Raw genomic sequence first — 17,716 nt, forward strand, 5'->3', positions numbered from 1 at the left:
TAGTTTCGAGGGGGCGGCGCAAGCCGCCCTTCTGCTTTCGAGGACTGACGAGCGGCATGAACGGATGAACCACAACACGAAACCCCACCCAACGAGCCGGCTCAGGTCGGTCGTGACGTCGATCCTCGTTCTGCTCGCTCTTGCCATCCTTCTCTCACTCGGCACGTGGCAGGCGCAGCGTCTGGTCTGGAAGGAGCAGTTGCTCGCAGACATTGCGGAGCGTCACGCAGCGCCGCCGTTGGATGTCACGGAGATCGAGGCGCTGCTGGCCCGGGGCGAGGCTATCGAATACCGCGCCATGACGGCGAGGGGCGTTTTCGATCACGACCGGGAACGGCACTTCTTCGCTACCCATGAAGGACGTACCGGCTTCTACATCTACACACCGCTGACAGTCGCGGATGGCCGAAGGCTCTTCGTCAACCGCGGCTTCGTGCCGTATGATCTGAAAGATCCAGCTCTGCGCCCGCAGGGCCAGGTTGAAGGAGAGGTGACGGTGAGCGGTTACGCCCGCTCCGAGCTGCTGGAGAAGCCTTCGGCCATCGTTCCCGATAACGACATTGCCAAGAACCTCTTCTACTGGAAGGATCTCGAAGGGATGGCCTCGTCAACCGGTCTGGACCGACGGGAGGTCCTCCCCTTGTTCATGGATGCCGATGAGTCCGTGACAAATCCCGGTGGGTGGCCGCAGGGAGGCGTGACGCAGTTCTCGCTGCCCAATAATCACCTGCAATATGTGGTGACCTGGTACGGACTGGCAGCGGCGCTGGTCGCGGTTGTTGCGGGTGTCTGGTGGCGCCGCCGCCGGGGCTTGAACGACACCTGACGAAGTTTTGGTTGGCGGTCGGAGAAGGGCTCGCCTATATGAACGGCAACATCCAGTTCCCAGCCAGCGGGTCGCATGAACATCCATACCGAACAACACTTGGCCAAGCCGCCTCTGACAATCCGTCTCTGCGGCCCTCGCGGGTTCTGCGCCGGCGTCGATCGCGCCATCCAGATCGTTGTCCTCGCACTCAAGGCCTATGGAGCGCCGGTCTATGTCCGGCACGAGATCGTCCACAACCGCTATGTGGTCGAAGGGCTCGAAGCCAAGGGCGCGGTCTTCGTCGAGGAGCTTGACGAAATACCGCCGGAGCATCGCAACCAGCCGGTGGTATTCTCCGCGCACGGGGTCCCGAAGTCGGTACCGGCCGATGCGCAGGCCCGAAACCTCTTCTATCTGGATGCTACCTGCCCCCTCGTATCCAAGGTCCACAAGCAGGCCATGCGCCACCAGCGCCTCGGGCGGCACGTCATCCTGATCGGCCATGCGGGCCATCCAGAGGTGATCGGCACCATGGGGCAGCTTCCGGAAGGCAGCGTTTCCCTGGTCGAGACCGTGGAGGATGCCGAAGTCTATCTGCCGGAAGATCCGGACAATCTCGGCTTTGTGACGCAGACGACGCTTTCCGTCGACGATACCGCCGGCGTGATCGCCAAGCTGCAGGAGAGGTTTCCCAGTCTGCAGGCTCCGGCTGCCGATTCCATCTGCTATGCCACTACCAATCGCCAGGATGCCGTCAAGGAAGCAGCGCCCGGGTGTGACCTCTTCATCGTCGTCGGCGCCCCCAACTCCTCCAACTCCAAGCGCCTTGTCGAGGTGGCACTGAGGGCGGGCGCCCAACGCTCGCTACTGGTGCAGCGCGCCTCGGAACTGGATTGGGACGAAATCGGTCCGATCTCCACTCTCGGCATATCGGCCGGCGCGTCTGCTCCGGAAGTCATCGTGGATGAGATCATCGAGGCCTTCCGTGCCCGCTATGACGCGACCGTCGAACTAGCCATCACCGCCGAGGAAACGGAGAACTTTCTCGTCAATCGCGAGTTGCGCGGCGTGCCTCTCACGCGAGAGGACATGGCCTTCGTCAACGGGTGACTTTTCGGCCGCTGGCGCGATAGTGTAGCGCCGATTCCCGAGGCGCCTCAGCGCCTCGCGCCGTTCATTGCGAGACACAGCCTTGGCCGTTTATACAGATATCACCGAAGACGACCTCAGAGACTTCCTGACCCAGTACGACGTCGGTGAGCTTACCTCCTACAAGGGCATCGCCGAGGGCGTCGAGAATTCGAACTTCCTGCTGCACACCACCCGTGAGCCGCTCATCCTGACCCTCTATGAGAAACGGGTGGAGAGGGCGGATCTGCCCTTCTTCCTCGGCCTGATGCAGCATCTGGCTGATCGCGGTCTCTCCTGTCCGCTGCCTCTGCCGCGCCGCGATGGTGCATTGCTCGGAGAGCTTTCAGGACGACCGGCGGCGTTGATCTCCTTCCTTGAGGGCATGTGGCTGAGGAAGCCGGAGGCGAAGCATTGCCGCGAAGTCGGCCGCGCCCTGGCGCAGATGCATCTTGCCGGGGAGGGGTTCCAGCTCACACGCCCCAACGCCCTGTCGCTGGAGGGCTGGAAGACCCTCTGGGAGAAATCCGCCGACCGTGCCGACGAAGTCGAGGCGGGACTGGAGGAGGAGATCGGGTCAGAACTCGCCTATCTCGATTCATGCTGGCCCCGCGACCTGCCGTTCGGTGTCATCCATGCAGATCTCTTTCAGGACAATGTCTTCTTCCTCGGAGACCAGTTGTCCGGCCTGATCGATTTCTACTTCGCCTGCAACGATATGCTCGCCTATGACGTCGCCATCTGCCTGAATGCCTGGTGCTTCGAGAAGGACGGCTCCTACAATCTCACGAAGGGTATGGCGCTCCTGGAAGGCTATGACGCGGTTCGCCCGCTTGCCGAGCCGGAGAGGGACGCGCTACCCGTCCTCTGCCGGGGATCCGCCCTGCGCTTCTTCCTGACCAGGCTTTATGACTGGCTGACCACACCGGAAGGAGCGCTTGTCGTGAAAAAGGATCCGCTCGAATACCTGAGGAAGTTGCGCTTCCATCGGTCGATTGCCTCGAGCGTCGAGTATGGCCTGCCGGCGGAAGCGGTCTGATGAAGCACGTCGAGATATTCACGGACGGGGCATGCTCCGGCAATCCCGGCCCCGGTGGATGGGGCGCGATCCTCCGCTATGGCGAGACGGAGAAGGAGATGTCCGGCGGCGAGGCGCAGACGACCAACAACCGCATGGAACTGATGGCCGCCATCCAGGCGCTCAATGCTCTCAAGACCCCCTGCGAGGTGGATCTCTATACCGACAGCGCCTACGTGAAGGACGGCATCTCGAAGTGGATCTTCGGCTGGAAGAAGAACGGCTGGAAGACCGCCGACAAGAAGCCGGTCAAGAATGCTGAGCTTTGGCAGCAGCTGGAAGAGGCGCGCAACAAGCACAAGGTGACGCTGCACTGGATCAAGGGCCATGCCGGACATCCGGAAAACGAGCGCGCCGACGAACTGGCGCGGCTCGGCATGGCGCCTTTCAAGAAACGCTGACCAAGTTCTACCGCTCTCCTGCACTCACCCCGCAGGCTTCATCCGGAGCGAAACAGTCTCGATCCATAGCCGAGTTGCGGGGTTGCCCCACGCTCGGCGATACCTATTGTGCTCCACCGGACCATCGGGAGGTTGGAATGATCCTTCATTGTGTATTTCTGAGATTCAAGTCGGCCGTCCAGGCGCAGGAGAAGCAGGAGATCTACGACTCCATCAGCGCGCTCGTTGGCGCAGTACCCGGGATGATCGATGTGAAACACGGGCCGAACGTCTCGCCCGAAGGATTGAACAGCGGTTTCCGCGACGGGTTCATCGTCCGCTTCGAGGACGCCGAGTCCAGGGATGCCTATCTGGTGCATCCGGACCACGTCGCCGTCGGTGACCGTATCGTCTCGCTGACGGATGGAGGACTTGCCGGCCTCATGGTCTTCGACATGGACGTATGAAAAAAGGAAGCCGTTCGGCTCCCTTTTACAATGGGATGGTCGAGAGCGTTACAACTGCTCGATCATCGCCGCGGCGCCCGACACGGTGGCCTGGCCGGGGGAATCTTCGACATTGAGGGACTTTACGACTCCGTCCTCGACCAGCATGGAGTAACGCTTCGAGCGAACACCGAGGCCGCCGGCAGATAGATCCACATCGAGGCCGAGCGCCTTGGTAAAAGCGCCGTCCCAGTCGGACAGGTAGTGGATCTTGCCCATCCCGCCCGATGATTGTGCCCAGGCACCCATCACATGCCAGTCGTTGACCGCAACGACGGCGATATCATCGACGCCGCGCGACAGGATGGTGTCGCGATTTTCGAGATAGCCGGGCAGGTGATTGAGCGAGCAGGTAGGCGTAAAGGCGCCGGGCACAGCAAAGAGGACGACGCGCTTGCCCTTGAACAACTGCTCCGTCGTGATTTCCACGGGGCCGTCGGCCGTCTTTTCCTTGAAGGTTGCGGAAGGCAGCTTGTCGCCGATGGCAATGGTCATGGGAGTCTCCTCATCGATGGGCGCCCCAGCGCCTTCATCGGCACTATAGGTATGCTTCAGTTGAAGACAAGCGAGCTTTCCATTGCCCGGTCACCGGCAATTACCAGTACCCCCCAGGTCTTGCCTTTGACGTCATATCCATGGGGCAGTTTGTCGATCGGGATGTCGAGGCTGTAGTCGCGGCCTGTCACTTCTCCCTTGCCGCTGTCGAAAAATGCGTGGCCCTCCGGACCGGTTACGATCACCTGAGGGGCCCCGGCTGTCTCGGCTGGCAGTCGCAACTGAAGCTTCAGTAGATCCTCGTCCGAAAGGGCGTGATGGATCACCTTGAAATCGTCCGAGGCGGGCTCGGGTAGGCGTGTTTCGGCGGAGGCGAGCAGCATGGCTTCCTCCATCGACGGGCCGGTATCTGCAAGCTCGAGGGCAAAATCCGCTTGGAAGGGAATGCAGATGTTGCGGCACAGCCCAACGAAGGCCGAAACGCCCACCTTGACCGGCTTGCTAATATCTTCCACCTTGAGTTCGAACGGCAGCGTTACTGGGTGATCGTAGCCGATATCCCGCAGGTCGCCGCTGTCGATGCGCTTCGGCACCGGATATTCCATCTTCTTCAGTTGGACCGCCGCTTCTTCGGGAAAGGTCAGTTGCGGCGGGATGCCGGCGTCGCCAGGCTCCCTCCAGTAGGTCATCCAGCCTGGATTCGGTTCGATCTGCAGCGCGCCGCGGATCGTGCCATCGCTTGCAGGAGGCAGGGCGACAAGCCGCATTCGCCCGCCCTCATTCGTGGCCCAGGGTGTTGTCTCGGAAAAGGCAGGCGCTCCGAGACTGACTGCGATTGCCACGCCCAGAGCCACGCTTGTGGCCCGGCTGCTCGCGAAACTGTGTCTGACGGCGCCTGTTCTCATGGAAGCAATGCTCTACCTCAGCCTTTAAGATCAGGCCAGTCACCAGATTGGCGGCGCCGATCATTTTCGGTTGATTGAGCCAGGGCGCTGCCCCATCTTCAAAAGGTCAGGCTCGCTTCGGCACGGTGGGTCGAACGCGGCAAAGGAGGTCCAGATGGTCGAGACAAGTCTTCGGGATGCGGGCGAACCAGGCTTTCTGGATGGCCAGTTCCTGATCGCCATGCCTGGACTGCAGGACGGCAATTTCGTGAGGTCGGTGATCTACATATGTGCCCATTCCCCCGCCGGCGCGATGGGATTCATCATCAACCGCGCACAACCTGTGTCCTTCGTTGACCTCCTGCTTCATCTCGATCTGATGGAGGGGCGCGACATTCCCGGACTGCCTGAAACAATTTGTCGTTTCCCTGTGCTCATGGGTGGACCAGTCGAGACGGGGCGGGGTTTTGTCCTCCACTCCGACGACTATGAGAGCGAATCCAGCATTCCCGTCAACGAGGATATTTCGCTGACAGCGACGCTCGATATCGTGCGCGCGATCACTGAAGGACGGGGACCGAAGCGGGCTACCATGCTGCTCGGCTATGCGGGCTGGGGACCAGGCCAGCTCGAAGCGGAGCTTTCGAACAATGGATGGTTGAACTGCCCGGCGACCGAGGCATTGATTTTCGATACCGCGCTCGACACGAAATACGACCGGGCGCTGGCCTTGCTGGGCGTCACGCCCGAAGCCTTGTCGACAGACGTCGGCCACGCGTGATCCGTTTGGCGGAACGAAGCCCGGCCCGCCACGTTATCCTGACGAAGGCAATTGTGCCGTCGACAAGGAGAACAAGACATGGGTAGCACCAGCGACAAGATGGCAGGCAAGGCTAACGAACTGGCCGGCAAGGCGCGGCAGGCTGCCGGCGACGCAATGGACGATCGTGAGATGGAAGCCAAGGGCGCCGCACAGGAAGCCAAGGGCCACGGCCAGCAGGCCAAGGGCGAACTGAAGGAAGGCGTCAAGAACGTCGTCGACCGGGCCTAACAGGCTGGAGCTTGATAACAAAAGCCCCGCACCAACGATGGCGCGGGGCTTTTTCGTGCTTGGATTCCCCTATCCTATGCCCGCTTCGTCAGCGGGAACCGCTCCCTGAGAAGCCGCAGCGTCGCCTCGCTGCTGGTCGGTGGCCCAAACAGGAAGCTCTGGCCGAACTGGCAGCCCATCTTCGCAAGTTCGGCCGCATCCTCGTCGGTTTCGATGCCTTCTGCGACGACGGCCATCTCCAAAGCACGCGCCATCGCGATGACGGACCGAAGCAGGACAGCCCGCCTTTCTCGAACGTCTCGAACGAGCGCCTTGTCCACCTTGATGGTGTCGAACGGGAACTGCGTCAGATAGGCGAGCGACGAGTAGCCGGTTCCGAAGTCATCGAGCGCAAGCCCGATCCCCAGTTCCTTCAGCTTCGTCAGGACGAGCCGCGCCTGTTCCGGATTCTCCATCATCACGGACTCAGTCAGCTCCAGCTTGAGCTGGCGCGGGTCGCATTCGCTCTTTGCCAGCAAGGCCCGCACGTCATTGTAGAGGCCGTTGTTCAACACCTGGGCGCTGGAAAGATTGACTGCGACGAAGATCGGCAGGTCGCCCGTCTGGCGCTGCCAGCCGATCAGGTCACTCGACGCCCGTTCGAGGGCAAACATGCCGAGCGGCTCGATAAGGTCGGAGCTTTCGGCGATCGGAATAAACTCGGATGGCGGAATGCTGCCCTTGCGCGGGTGGTCCCAGCGCAGCAGCGCCTCAAAACCGGCAACCTCGCCATCGCTCAGCCGGATGACCGGCTGGTAGGCGAGCGACAGTTCCTTCCGCTCGATGGCGCGACGCAGGTCCGTCTCGATTTGCAGTCGGTCCGTACCCGAGGAGCGGAAGATCGGCCGGAAGGGCTCCACCCGGTTGCCGCCGCCGCGCTTGGCCCGATACATGGCGAGCTCGGCATTGCTGAGCAGCTCGTTGCCGCTTTCCTGCTGGTCCACCCAGGACGCCAGCCCGATAGAGGCCGTCAGGATAATCTCGCGATTGGCGAAATTGATAGGCACCATAATCGCCTTGGAAATCGCGTCGGCGAAATCAGCCACCTTCACGGGATCCTGCTCGGACACCAGGATCAGTCCGAACTGATCGCCGGCAAGCCTGGCCAGCGTATCCTGCGGGCGCAGGAGGCGGCGGAGGCGGCGCGTCAGGGCAATCAGGATGTTGTCGCCCGCGGCGATCCCAAGGGCATCGTTGACCTGCTTGTAGCGGTCGATGTCGATCGCCATCACCGTCGGCCGGACGCTATCGCTGCTCGAAGCGAGCGTCAGCACGGCCTGCAGCCGGTCGAGGAAGACCTGCCGGTTCGGAAGGCCCGTCAGGTTGTCATGCATGGCATCCTGCAGCAGCCGTTCGACCGAATTCCTCTGTTCCGTGATGTCGATGATGGTGCCGACGCAACGGATGATCTCGCCGTCGGAGCCGAGGACGGGACGCGCGCGGATCTGCATCCAGTGGAAGTGTCCGTCCTCCGCCCGCAGCCGGAATTCGTGGGCCAGTCTGCCGCGCCGGTGTTCCAGCAGGACGTCGAGCGTGGCCTTGAAACGGTCGCGGTCGTCGGGGTGGAGCCGGGGCAGCCAGTTGCGAACCGGCCCATGCATCAGTCCGGCGGGCAGCCCGAGCTTGAGCGAGACATCCGGGATCGTCACCACCCGGTCGCGTGCGACATCCCAATCCCATACGGTGTCGCCGGAGCCGGTCAGCGCCAGCGATTGGCGCTCCAGGTCCGAGAACAGGCCCTGTTGATAGGCACCGCCGGCAAAGGCGTGCTGCATGACCGTGAAGCCGATGAGAAGCACGATGAGGACCAGCCCTCCACCGAGTGCCGGCTGGATGATGTCGTTGTCGAGCTGGCCCGTCACGGTCAGCCAGGCGCCGAACAGCCAGACAAGGGTGAGCGCCCAGGTGGGGACGAGCAGGATCGCCCGGTCGTAGCGGTTGAGACCGAGGTAGACGATCAGCAGTATCCCGGCCGTCGCCGTCAGTGCGAACGACAGGCGCGCAATTCCTGACGCGACGGAGGGGTCGTATATGGCGACCCCGAAGAGGAGGGCGAGGCAGAAGATCCAGGCCAGTGTCGCGTAGCCGAGATTGACGTGCCAGCGATTGAGATTGAGGTAGGTAAAGAGAAAGATAACCAAGCTGGAGGCGAGGGCGACCTCGGCACAGGCACGCCATACGCGCTGGTCGCTGGCCGTGATGCTGATCAACTGGTCCAGGAAGCCGAAATCGACGCAGATATAGGCAAGCACCGCCCAGGCGAGCGCCGCTGCCGCCGGCAGCATGGATGTGCCCTTGACGACGAAGAGAATGGTCAGGAACACTGCGAGCAGTCCAGCGATGCCCAGTACAATGCCGCGATAGAGCGTGAAGGCGTTGACCGTATCCTTGTAGGCGGCCGGCTCCCAAAGATAGAGCTGCGGCAGGGAAGGGGTCGAAAGCTCTGCGACGAAGGTGATGACGGACCCGGGGTTGAGCGTGATCCGGAAGACGTCGGCATCGGGGCTGGGTTCGCGGTCAAGAGCGAAGCCCTCGCTCGGGGTGATGGCCATGATGCGTTGCGAGCCGAGGTCGGGCCAGAACATCTTCGAACCGACCAGACGGAAATGCGGCGCCACGATCACACGCTCGAGCTGTTCCTCGGACACGTTGGCCAAGGCGAAAACCGCCCAGTCCCCCTGGTGTGTCGGCGAGCTGGAGCGAACCTCGATGCGACGGCGGATGCCGTCGGCACCAGCTGCCGTGGAGACCTGGAAGGCCTCTCCCTGATTGGTATAAATGTCCGTCATCTCGGTGAGATCGAGAGCGGTATCGTCCCGGGAGATCTTCACCGGCTCGGCGGCGTGGACATCGGATGCAAAGGGGGCGGCGCTCGCTACGAATGCAGCGAGAAGGAACAGCATCACGCGCGAGGAAAGCCTGGTCAGACTGCGGACATTCATGGCCGCGTCATCTTCCCGAATTCACCATCTTCCGGCAGTCGGGAGAACATCACGTGATCGCGCCATTCCCCGTTGATCTTCAGATATTTTCGCAAAAGACCTTCTCGCTCGAATCCGGCTTTGTCCAGCAACCGGACACTCTTCCAGTTTTCCGGAATACAGGCTGCTTCAATCCGGTGCAACTGAAGTTGCCCGTAGATGTAGGGGATGGCGATTTTAAGGGCGGCGAGCATGTGCCCCTGGCCGGCATGGCGCTCACCCATCCAGTAGCCGATCATGCAGCTCTGGGCGGCGCCGCGCCGGATATAGCCAATGGTGAGTCCCCCGAGCAGCGTCAGGTCGGGACGACTGAAGAGCAGCAGTGGGATCGCATAGCCCGCCCGATATTCCTCGCTGCTGCGCTTCACCCGTGCCCGGAACGAGGCTTCCGACAGTTCGTCGTCCCGCCAGGTCGGCTCCCAGGGCTGGAGAAAGCCGCGGCTTTCCGCTCGCAGGTCCGACCATTGTGGGAAATCGCGGTTTTGCGGAAGGCGAAGCAGATGGCTTTCGCCATACAGAAGAGGGCCCTGCGGCTGTCGTGACAAAAACCGAAAGATCGATCCCGTCATGTCCACTCCAGATGGTCGTCGGGCGGCGAGCGCGCGGTCTGTGAAGGACGCTGCCGAGGGCCTCGGCCGCGTTGGTTTGAAGCTGAGACCGGGCTGAGGTCCCTTCAGCAGCGGTGCTTAGCCCGCGGCCCGCTCCCCCGCCTTCGCGGAGGGCGCAAGACTCACGGAAATCTCCTCCATCGAAGCAAGCTTGTCGATCGGACCGACGGCAGAAAGCGTGGGCTTGGTGTCGAAGAACAGTCTCCCGGAGAGGTCCGTCAGCCGCTGCGTGGTGATCCCCTGGAGCCGTTCCATCATCTCATGGTTGGGGATCGGCCGGCCGTAAAGGATCATCTGGCGGGCGATCTGTCCGGCGCGCGCGGCGGGGCTTTCCTGTCCCATCAGCAGCTGCGCGCGGATCTGCGCCCGGGCCCGGTCGATCTCCTGCTCATGGATCGTATCGGAGGCCTTGCGCAGTTCCTCGATGATGACCGGCAGCAATTGCGGAATGTCCTCGCCCCCTGTCGCGGCATGGATCCCGAAGATGCCGGTATCGGAAAAGCCCCAGTGGAACGAGTAGACCGAGTAGCACAGGCCGCGATGCTCGCGCACCTCCTGGAAGAGGCGCGATGACATGCCGCCGCCGAGGATGTTGGCGAGGATCTGCGAGCAGTAGAAGTCCCGCATGTGGTAGGCCTTGCCCTCGAAGCCGATGAGAAGCTGCGCATCCATCAGATCGCGCACTTCCCGCATCTCCCCGCCGGTATAACGGGCAGTCTCGAGAACAGGCGGGGCGCTGGGCGTCAGCGGCAGGCCTGCAAACCGCTCCTCGACCTGCTTGCAGAACTGGTCGTGGTCGACCGCGCCTGCCGCCACGACGAACATGCGGTCGGTGGTGTAGTTGCGTGAAAGGTAGTTGCGGATCTGCGTCGGCGTGAAGCTCTTCACCGTCTCGGGCGTGCCCAGGATAGGTCGTCCTATCGTCTGGTGCCGATAGGCGATCTCGGAGAACTTGTCGAACACGACATCGTCGGGCGTATCGTTCGCAGCGCCGATCTCCTGCAGGATGACGTGCTTTTCCCGCCGCAACTCCTCCTCGTCGAACAGGGACTCTGTCAGGATGTCGGCCAGAAGATCGACGGCCAGCGGTACATGGTCCTTGAGCACGCGCGCATAGTAGGAGGTCGTCTCCGTGGAGGTGGCAGCATTCAGCTCCCCGCCGACATTCTCGATTTCCTCGGCAATGTCGCGGGCGCTGCGCCTTGCTGTGCCCTTGAACGCCATGTGCTCGAGGAGATGGGCAATCCCGTGTTCGTCTTCGGTCTCGTTGCGAGAGCCGGACTTGATCCACACGCCGAGGGCGACGCTCTCCAGATGGGGCATTGCCTCGGTTACAACCGTCAACCCGGAAGAAAGCCGGGTTACCTGTACATTCATCGCTTGTCTTTCTGGCGCTGCCGCCATTCACTTACCTGCACGGGCATGGTCGCCGATGAACTTCTCGACGGCCCTGATCTCCGCAGGCAGGATGTCGAAGCGCTCCTCCCTGTTCATGAGATCGCCGAGCCATGATGGGAGCGCCGGGTCAATTCCGCAAGCGGATTTTACCGCGGCCGGGAACTTGGCGGGGTGGGCCGTGGCCAATGTTACCATGGGGCTGCTTGGTTTTGCGTGCTTCCTGGCCACGAAGACGGCGGTCGCCGTGTGCGGGTCGAGCAGGTACCCCGTATCGGCCAGCGTTTCGCGGATTGTCGCAGCGACCTGCTTTTCAGTCGCTCGTGCAGCGCGGAACTCACGTCGGATCGCCTTCAGGGCATTCGTCTCTATTTCGAAGGCGCCGGACTGCTTGAGGCCAGCCATGGCGGCACGAACGGCCACCGAGTCGCGTCCATGGGCCTCAAACAGAAGTCGCTCGAAGTTGGACGAGATCTGGATGTCCATCGAAGGCGAAGTAGTCGCCTTGACGGCGCGCATTTCGTAGCGACCGGTCTTCAGGGTGCGAGCAAGGATGTCGTTGTCGTTCGTGGCGATCACCAGCCGCTCGATGGGCAGGCCCATGCGCTTGGCGACGTAGCCGGCAAAGATGTCACCGAAGTTTCCGGTCGGAACCGTAAAGGAGATCTTCCGGTCAGGGCCGCCGAGCGATAGCGCTGCCGTGAAGTAGTAGACGACCTGGGCCATGATGCGGGCCCAGTTGATTGAGTTCACGCCCGAAAGCCTGACGCGGTCGCGGAAGCCCGCATCGTTGAACATCTCCTTCACCAGCGTCTGGCAGTCGTCGAAATTGCCTTCGATCGCCAGCGCATGCACGTTGGCATCCGGCGACGTGGTCATCTGGCGTTGCTGGACCGGCGACACCTTTCCCTTGGGGAAGAGAATGAAGATATCGGTCCGGTCACGCCCCGCGAATGCATCGATTGCCGCGCCGCCCGTGTCGCCGGATGTCGCACCGACGATCGTGGCCCGCTCGCCGCGCTCGGCAAGGACATGGTCCATCAGCCGCGCAAGCAACTGCATGGCGACGTCCTTGAAAGCCAAGGTCGTGCCATGGAAAAGCTCAAGAACGAAATCATTCGGCCCCGTCTGCACCAGTGGTGCAACGGCGGGATGCCGGAAGGTGGCATAGGCTTCGTCGATCATGGACCGCAGCTTGTCGGCAGGGATCTCCTCGCCCGTGAAGTGGCGCAGGATCTCGAACGCCACCTCCTGGTAGGACTTGCCGCGCAGGCCCCGGATCTCCCGCTTCGTCAGGACCGGCCACTCACGCGGCACATAGAGGCCGCCATCGCGCGCGAGGCCTGCGAGAAGCGCATCACGGAAGCCGAGAACCGGTGCTTCTCCGCGGGTAGAAATGTACTCCACTACCTTCAATCCCCAATCGATTTTTGTTCGCGCCGCTGATATAGACCACTAAAATCGGCGGCGAAAGGCCGGAAGACAGCATCTTTCGGCGCGTTTGGTGCAGACCCGAATGGTCGAGCCGGAATTGTATGGAGAGGATCGAGTACAGTGATTGGTACAACAGCGCGTAGTCTTCTGTCGGTATCGCTTCTGGCCGTGCTTGCCGGCTGCAACTCATCCTCACCCACTTCGGGCCTCACGGGCGCTGCGCCAGCCGCTACGGCGCAGGCCGAGCCCACGCCCGTCGTCCAGGCATTCTGCCCGCCCGTTGTGATGCGCGAGGAAACGGCGATCCATCGGGCCTATGCCCGCGGCGGTCAGGACAATCCCGAAAAGCTGATGTATCAAGCCTCGCTCGCCGATGCGACGCGCGCTTGCACCGCAAACGAGACGACGATAACCATCAACGTCGTTGCGCAGGGGCGTATCGTGGCAGGCCCGGCGGTGAGCGCCGGACAGGTGAACCTTCCCGTGCTCGTGGAAGTGGTTGACGGCGACAACGTGATCTATTCGCAGACCGTTAGCTTCCCGGTGGAACTGCCGACCACGGGCACTCAGTTCGTCTTCAGCAAGCCCGATGTGCAGATCCCGAATGCGCAAGGGGGCGCCTCACGCTTCACGCGCGTCCGCCTCGGCTTCGACACCGGCTCGAAGCGATAAAGCTGTTCCAGCAAACGTGGAAGCCGGTTTCACGTCCGGGATTGCTTTGGAATAGACAACCTCAGAGGGCGCCGGCCCATTCGGTCAGCGCCGCGGTCACGGCCGGCAGGTCCATCATCCGCGAGATCACCGTTTCAGCACCCGCATCGGTGAGCCGGTCGGCATGGCTCGGATAAGTGTGCGACGCGCCTGTGAAGCCCACGACTCGCATGCCCGCTGCCCGCGCGCCGTGGATGCCGTGGACGGAATCCTCGATGACCAGCACGTTTGAAGGCGACACGTCGAATTGCTGTGCGGCATGCAGGAAGATGTCCGGCTTCGGCTTCACACGGTCGGGCCCGAGGTCCTTCGCGGAAAAGATGTGCGGGGCGAAGTAGGGCTTCAGGCCGACCTTCTCCAGCATCATGTCCAGCCGGTGCGCGCTGGAGTTCGAGCAGATGCATCTCTGCGTCGTCAGCCGCGACAGTGCGAACGTCACCCCTTCGATTATCTTAACGTCGCGGGCGAGACGGGCATCGAGAAGCTTTTCCGACTTGTCGATGAGTGAAGCGGAGAGGGGGATGTCGACCTCCTTCTCGACCTGCAGAAGGATGTTGCGCCAGGTCATACCGGCAAAGCGCTCGCCCATCTCCTCGACGCTGATGGGATAGCCGGCCTCTGTCAGCAGCTTCGATTCGACCTGTGCTGCGATGATTTCGGAATCGACGAGCACGCCGTCGCAGTCGAAGATGATGAGGTCGAAACCGCTCATGATGGAAAACTCTTTGGCTGGGGAGGACGAGGGCGCTCTACATCACGGCGGCGCCGGCCACAATGTGGGGGCTGTCTATTCCAACGGAAAGAGGGCGAGAAATTGGCGCTCACCTGTCTGGGTGAAGTGGACCGCCCGGCTGTTGTCGCTGCGCTTTGCCCAGCCCTCGCTAAGAAAGCGGGAAAGCAGCGCCTTTCCGAGTGTGCCGGCGAGGTGCGAGCGGCGTTCGCTCCAGTCGAGGCAGGACTTGCACAGGGGACGCCGCGAGGCGGTCAGGGCATCGAGATCGACGCCGATCCTGTGCAGGCCTTCGCGGCCGGTCTCGGTGACGATAAGCTCGCCTCCCGTGTCCGCGATGGCGCCACTTCGAATGAGGCTGTCGAGCATGCGAACGCCATAGTCGCCAGCGAGGTGATCGTAGCACACCCGCGCCTTGCGGAGCGCCGGGTCTTTCGGGCCCGGTCGGTGGCGGAGATGCCCGCGGCTGGCAGCAAAGCCCATGATCGTCTCCAGCAGCGCTCCCGTCGCCGCATCGGCCAGCGCGAAATAGCGATGCCGCCCCTGCTTGCGCTGGTGCACCAGCCCGCCCTCTTCCAGTTTTGACAGGTGGGAGCTTGCCGTCTGCAGCGTCACGCCGGCGGCCTGCGCCAGTTCGGTTGCCGTCAACGCCTGCCCGCCCATCAGTGCCGTCAGCATGTTGGCGCGGGCTGGGTCCCCAATGAGGGTGCCGATGCGGGCAATGTCAGGGCCTTCTTTCATAGTTCGATCGTAGCCGAAGCATATGCGACAGACAAGGCGCTATCCTGTAGGCGTTCAATTGGAGATAACCATGATCACCTGCTTCATCCGCTACGAGCTTGACCCCTTCGCGAAGGACGCTTTTGCTGACTATGCGCGAAACTGGGGAGAGGCCATTCCCCGCTGCGGCGCCGACCTCATCGGGTATTTCGCGCCCCATGAGGGATCCGCCACCACTGCCTACGGCATCTACAATATCGAAAGCCTTGCCGCCTACGAAGCCTATCGGCAGCGCCTTGCGCAGGATCCGCTGGGGCAGGAGAACTACAGGTTTGCGAGCCGTGAGCGCTTCATCCTGCGCGAGGATCGCATCTTCCTGAAGAACGTCTCCCTGCCGCACGCTCCTGTGGTGAAGCCATGATCGCGGTTATCTTCGAAGTCGTGCCCTACATGGGCGAGCGCCATCGATATCTGGATCTTGCGGGAGAGCTGCGGGCGGAGCTGGAAAAGATCGACGGCTTCATCTCGATCGAGCGGTTCGAGAGCCTGACCATGCGCGGCAAGATCCTGTCGCTCTCCTTCTGGCGCGATGAGGAAGCAGTCCGCCAATGGCGGAACCTGGAGGCGCACAGGGCGGCGCAGCAGGCGGGCCGCAACGGCATCTTCGCAGACTACCGCCTCAGGATCGGCCACGTGGTCCGCGACTACGGCATGTTCGAGCGCGCGGAGGCGCCGGAGGACAGCCGGGCGCTGCATGATGGATAATCAATCTTTGGCTGCGGCCTCGTCTATGGCTTGCATGGCGATACGCAGCTTTTCGAAGCTCATCGACAACCACACCCCAGATAATCTTGTCCGAAAGGCCGTGGTACTCATGCCTCAGAACATTTCCGATGCCACGTACCCTCCGCCATTCGATCTCGGGGCGAACCGCCAGCAACTCGTCCGGTATTCTGCGGCTTGCCTCGGAGACGATTTCGATCGCGCGTTCGACTGCAAATCGTAGACGCTGTCCCTCTGGTAATCGTCGAATGATTTACCTCCGACTGCCTGATCTACGACGGTGATTGCTCGAACGATATCCGCGATGAAATGACGAACCTCCCGCGCCACTAGAACACTCGCAAAGCGTTCGTTTCGATCCGGCTCCTCAGCACTGGGTGAAGGCTGTCACGTGTCGTGATGTCAACGGAGTGGTGGAGTTCATCCTCCAGGAGAAGCTTGATGCCAACAAGGTCAAGCGCATTGAAGTCGCTTTCGGGATCATAATCGATGAACAGGTCGAGGTCACTCGTATCGCTTGCCTCGTCGCGGGCCACCGAACCGAACAGGTAAAGCGACGTGGCGCCACGCGCCTTTATGGCGTCCGCCTTTGCTTTCAGCTTCTCGATCGCCTCGCTTCTCTTCATGCGGAAATTCTACCGTACTCGAAGCTTCGTTGCCATAGAGGCAGATAATTCGCGAAATCGCTGTCACCTTCAGGCTTTGGTAACCAACATGGGTAACCATAACGGACAGTAAAGTACCGAGTAAGCGTAACAGCGAGTATCCCATGGCAGCAGTCCTTCCGCTTGCCGATCTGCGTCAGCAGGATCGGCCGGGCACCTGGCTCAATACCATCATCAAGGGCGACTGCGTCGCCGCACTCGAGGCGCTGCCCGATCATTCGGTCGACGCGATCTTCGCCGACCCTCCCTACAACCTGCAACTCGGGGGTACGCTTCACCGCCCGGACCAGTCGCTGGTCGATGCAGTCGACGACGACTGGGACCAGTTCGCCTCCTTCCAGGCCTATGACGCCTTCACCCGGGCATGGCTGCTTGCCTGCCGCCGGGTTCTGAAGCCGAACGGCACTATTTGGGTGATCGGCTCCTACCACAACATCTTCCGCGTCGGCGCCATGCTGCAGGACCTGAACTTCTGGCTCCTCAACGACATCGTCTGGCGCAAGACGAACCCGATGCCGAATTTCAAGGGCCGCCGTTTTCAGAACGCCCATGAAACGATGATCTGGGCAAGCCGCGACCCCAAGGCCAAATCCTACACGTTCAACTACGATGCCCTCAAGGCCTCCAATGACGACGTGCAGATGCGCTCCGACTGGCTCTTCCCGATCTGCTCTGGCGGCGAGCGCTTGAAGGGTGAAGACGGTAAGAAGGTGCACCCGACGCAGAAGCCGGAAGCGCTGCTCGCCCGCGTCATCATGGCCTCGACCAAGCCCGGCGACGTCATCCTGGATCCATTCTTCGGCACCGGCACGACCGGCGCCGTCGCCAAGCGCCTCGGCCGCAACTTCGTCGGCATCGAGCGCGAGCAGGACTATATCGAAGCTGCATCGGCGCGGATCGCGTCGGTCGAGCCGCTCGGCAAGGCGGAACTGACGGTGATGACCGGCAAGAAGGCCGAGCCGCGGGTCGCCTTCAACACGCTCTTGGAAAGCGGCCTCGTGAAACCGGGCCAGGTCCTGACGGATGCCAAGCGCCGCTGGAGTGCCATCATCCGTGCCGACGGAACGCTGGCCGCCGGTGGCGAGGCGGGCTCCATCCACCGGCTTGGGGCGAAGGTGCAGGGTCTGGACGCCTGCAACGGCTGGACCTTCTGGCATTATGAGGAAGCGTCTGCTCTGAAGCCGATCGATGAGTTGCGATCGGTCATCCGCAGCGGCTTGGCGAACCTCGACTGACGATCCACCGTCACGCGAGGCTTTGGCTTCCCCGGCCGGTTTTGTACCTCTAGTCCCGGCTGGGGATAATTGACGCCCGGAGGAG

Annotated in this window: 21 protein-coding genes; 11 read left to right on the forward strand and 10 right to left on the reverse strand. The window is 62.1% G+C overall.

Annotation, left to right across the window (positions count from 1 at the left end):
• Window positions 1-64: 64 nt before the first annotated feature.
• The 5 genes from FN060_RS22325 to FN060_RS22345 all read left to right on the forward strand — a co-directional run bounded on the left by FN060_RS22325 (window position 65) and on the right by FN060_RS22345 (window position 3,861).
• Window positions 65-826: an SURF1 family protein gene (locus FN060_RS22325; RefSeq protein ID WP_077548101.1), complete on the forward strand. Its 762-nt coding sequence runs from the start codon at window positions 65-67 to the stop codon at window positions 824-826.
• 75 nt (window positions 827-901) lie between these two features.
• The gene (ispH, locus tag FN060_RS22330) at window positions 902-1,918 is read left to right on the forward strand and encodes a 4-hydroxy-3-methylbut-2-enyl diphosphate reductase (RefSeq protein WP_142590093.1); all 1,017 of its coding nucleotides are present in this window, start codon (window positions 902-904) and stop codon (window positions 1,916-1,918) included.
• Between the two features lie 82 nt (window positions 1,919-2,000).
• Window positions 2,001-2,975, forward strand: coding sequence for a homoserine kinase (locus tag FN060_RS22335; protein ID WP_077548099.1), 975 nt, complete (start codon window positions 2,001-2,003; stop codon window positions 2,973-2,975).
• A complete protein-coding gene (gene rnhA / locus FN060_RS22340; RefSeq protein WP_052637217.1) occupies window positions 2,975-3,415 on the forward strand; it encodes a ribonuclease HI in 441 nt (146 codons plus the stop codon). Before FN060_RS22335 ends, rnhA begins: the two co-directional genes overlap by 1 nt.
• Window positions 3,416-3,552: 137 nt before the next feature.
• Window positions 3,553-3,861 (forward strand): Dabb family protein, encoded by a 309-nt coding sequence (locus FN060_RS22345; protein ID WP_142590094.1) that lies wholly within the window; start codon window positions 3,553-3,555, stop codon window positions 3,859-3,861.
• 48 nt (window positions 3,862-3,909) lie between these two features.
• Here the strand turns inward: FN060_RS22345 and FN060_RS22350 are convergent, their stop codons facing one another.
• Window positions 3,910-4,395 carry a peroxiredoxin gene (locus FN060_RS22350; RefSeq protein ID WP_142590095.1) on the reverse strand — a complete coding sequence of 162 codons (486 nt, stop codon included), beginning with the start codon at window positions 4,393-4,395 and terminating at the stop codon, window positions 3,910-3,912.
• Between the two features lie 56 nt (window positions 4,396-4,451).
• Entirely contained in the window at window positions 4,452-5,162 is a 711-nt protein-coding gene (locus tag FN060_RS22355) for a protein-disulfide reductase DsbD domain-containing protein (RefSeq protein ID WP_244665914.1), read from the reverse strand.
• 292 nt (window positions 5,163-5,454) lie between these two features.
• Between FN060_RS22355 and FN060_RS22360 the strand changes: the two genes are divergently transcribed.
• Complete coding sequence (locus FN060_RS22360) at window positions 5,455-6,060, forward strand: YqgE/AlgH family protein (RefSeq protein WP_142590097.1); 606 nt, start codon at window positions 5,455-5,457, stop codon at window positions 6,058-6,060.
• A 78-nt stretch (window positions 6,061-6,138) separates the two neighbouring features.
• The gene (locus FN060_RS22365) at window positions 6,139-6,330 is read left to right on the forward strand and encodes a CsbD family protein (RefSeq protein ID WP_142590098.1); all 192 of its coding nucleotides are present in this window, start codon (window positions 6,139-6,141) and stop codon (window positions 6,328-6,330) included.
• A 74-nt stretch (window positions 6,331-6,404) separates the two neighbouring features.
• Here FN060_RS22365 and FN060_RS22370 read toward each other — a convergent pair whose 3' ends face one another.
• From FN060_RS22370 to thrC, 4 genes are all read right to left on the reverse strand, one after another.
• On the reverse strand, window positions 6,405-9,311 hold the full coding sequence (locus FN060_RS22370) for an EAL domain-containing protein (RefSeq protein WP_142590099.1): 2,907 nt from the start codon (window positions 9,309-9,311) through the stop codon (window positions 6,405-6,407).
• Complete coding sequence (locus tag FN060_RS22375) at window positions 9,308-9,919, reverse strand: GNAT family N-acetyltransferase (RefSeq protein ID WP_077548091.1); 612 nt, start codon at window positions 9,917-9,919, stop codon at window positions 9,308-9,310. The genes FN060_RS22370 and FN060_RS22375 overlap by 4 nt, the downstream gene beginning before the upstream one ends.
• A gap of 117 nt (window positions 9,920-10,036) precedes the next feature.
• Window positions 10,037-11,335 carry a M16 family metallopeptidase gene (locus tag FN060_RS22380; RefSeq protein ID WP_142590100.1) on the reverse strand — a complete coding sequence of 433 codons (1,299 nt, stop codon included), beginning with the start codon at window positions 11,333-11,335 and terminating at the stop codon, window positions 10,037-10,039.
• Between the two features lie 27 nt (window positions 11,336-11,362).
• Complete coding sequence (gene thrC, locus FN060_RS22385; RefSeq protein ID WP_183949843.1) at window positions 11,363-12,760, reverse strand: threonine synthase; 1,398 nt, start codon at window positions 12,758-12,760, stop codon at window positions 11,363-11,365.
• 147 nt (window positions 12,761-12,907) lie between these two features.
• Between thrC and FN060_RS22390 the strand changes: the two genes are divergently transcribed.
• The gene (locus FN060_RS22390) at window positions 12,908-13,459 is read left to right on the forward strand and encodes a PilZ domain-containing protein (protein WP_142590102.1); all 552 of its coding nucleotides are present in this window, start codon (window positions 12,908-12,910) and stop codon (window positions 13,457-13,459) included.
• A gap of 61 nt (window positions 13,460-13,520) precedes the next feature.
• Here FN060_RS22390 and FN060_RS22395 read toward each other — a convergent pair whose 3' ends face one another.
• Both FN060_RS22395 and FN060_RS22400 read right to left on the reverse strand, forming a co-directional pair.
• On the reverse strand, window positions 13,521-14,210 hold the full coding sequence (locus FN060_RS22395) for an HAD family hydrolase (RefSeq protein WP_142590103.1): 690 nt from the start codon (window positions 14,208-14,210) through the stop codon (window positions 13,521-13,523).
• A 75-nt stretch (window positions 14,211-14,285) separates the two neighbouring features.
• Window positions 14,286-14,969, reverse strand: coding sequence for an ArsR/SmtB family transcription factor (locus tag FN060_RS22400; RefSeq protein ID WP_142590104.1), 684 nt, complete (start codon window positions 14,967-14,969; stop codon window positions 14,286-14,288).
• Window positions 14,970-15,039: 70 nt separating this feature from the next.
• On the opposite strand from FN060_RS22400, the gene FN060_RS22405 reads away from it, so the two are divergent.
• A complete protein-coding gene (locus FN060_RS22405) occupies window positions 15,040-15,369 on the forward strand; it encodes an NIPSNAP family protein (RefSeq protein ID WP_142590105.1) in 330 nt (109 codons plus the stop codon).
• Window positions 15,366-15,713, forward strand: coding sequence for an antibiotic biosynthesis monooxygenase family protein (locus FN060_RS22410; protein ID WP_142590106.1), 348 nt, complete (start codon window positions 15,366-15,368; stop codon window positions 15,711-15,713). Before FN060_RS22405 ends, FN060_RS22410 begins: the two co-directional genes overlap by 4 nt.
• On the opposite strand, the gene FN060_RS23330 is transcribed toward FN060_RS22410, so the two are convergent.
• Window positions 15,628-15,984: a HepT-like ribonuclease domain-containing protein gene (locus FN060_RS23330; protein WP_342345195.1), complete on the reverse strand. Its 357-nt coding sequence runs from the start codon at window positions 15,982-15,984 to the stop codon at window positions 15,628-15,630. The genes FN060_RS22410 and FN060_RS23330 overlap by 86 nt on opposite strands.
• Before the next feature lie 76 nt (window positions 15,985-16,060).
• Entirely contained in the window at window positions 16,061-16,357 is a 297-nt protein-coding gene (locus FN060_RS22420) for a nucleotidyltransferase family protein (protein WP_142590107.1), read from the reverse strand.
• A gap of 143 nt (window positions 16,358-16,500) precedes the next feature.
• Here FN060_RS22420 and FN060_RS22425 point away from each other — a divergent pair, with 143 nt between their 5' ends.
• Window positions 16,501-17,631 (forward strand): site-specific DNA-methyltransferase, encoded by a 1,131-nt coding sequence (locus FN060_RS22425; protein ID WP_142590108.1) that lies wholly within the window; start codon window positions 16,501-16,503, stop codon window positions 17,629-17,631.
• Window positions 17,632-17,716 lie beyond the last annotated feature (85 nt).

Origin of the sequence: Pseudorhizobium halotolerans, assembly GCF_902153235.2 — a bacterium.
Lineage (GTDB): Bacteria > Pseudomonadota > Alphaproteobacteria > Rhizobiales > Rhizobiaceae > Neorhizobium > Neorhizobium flavum.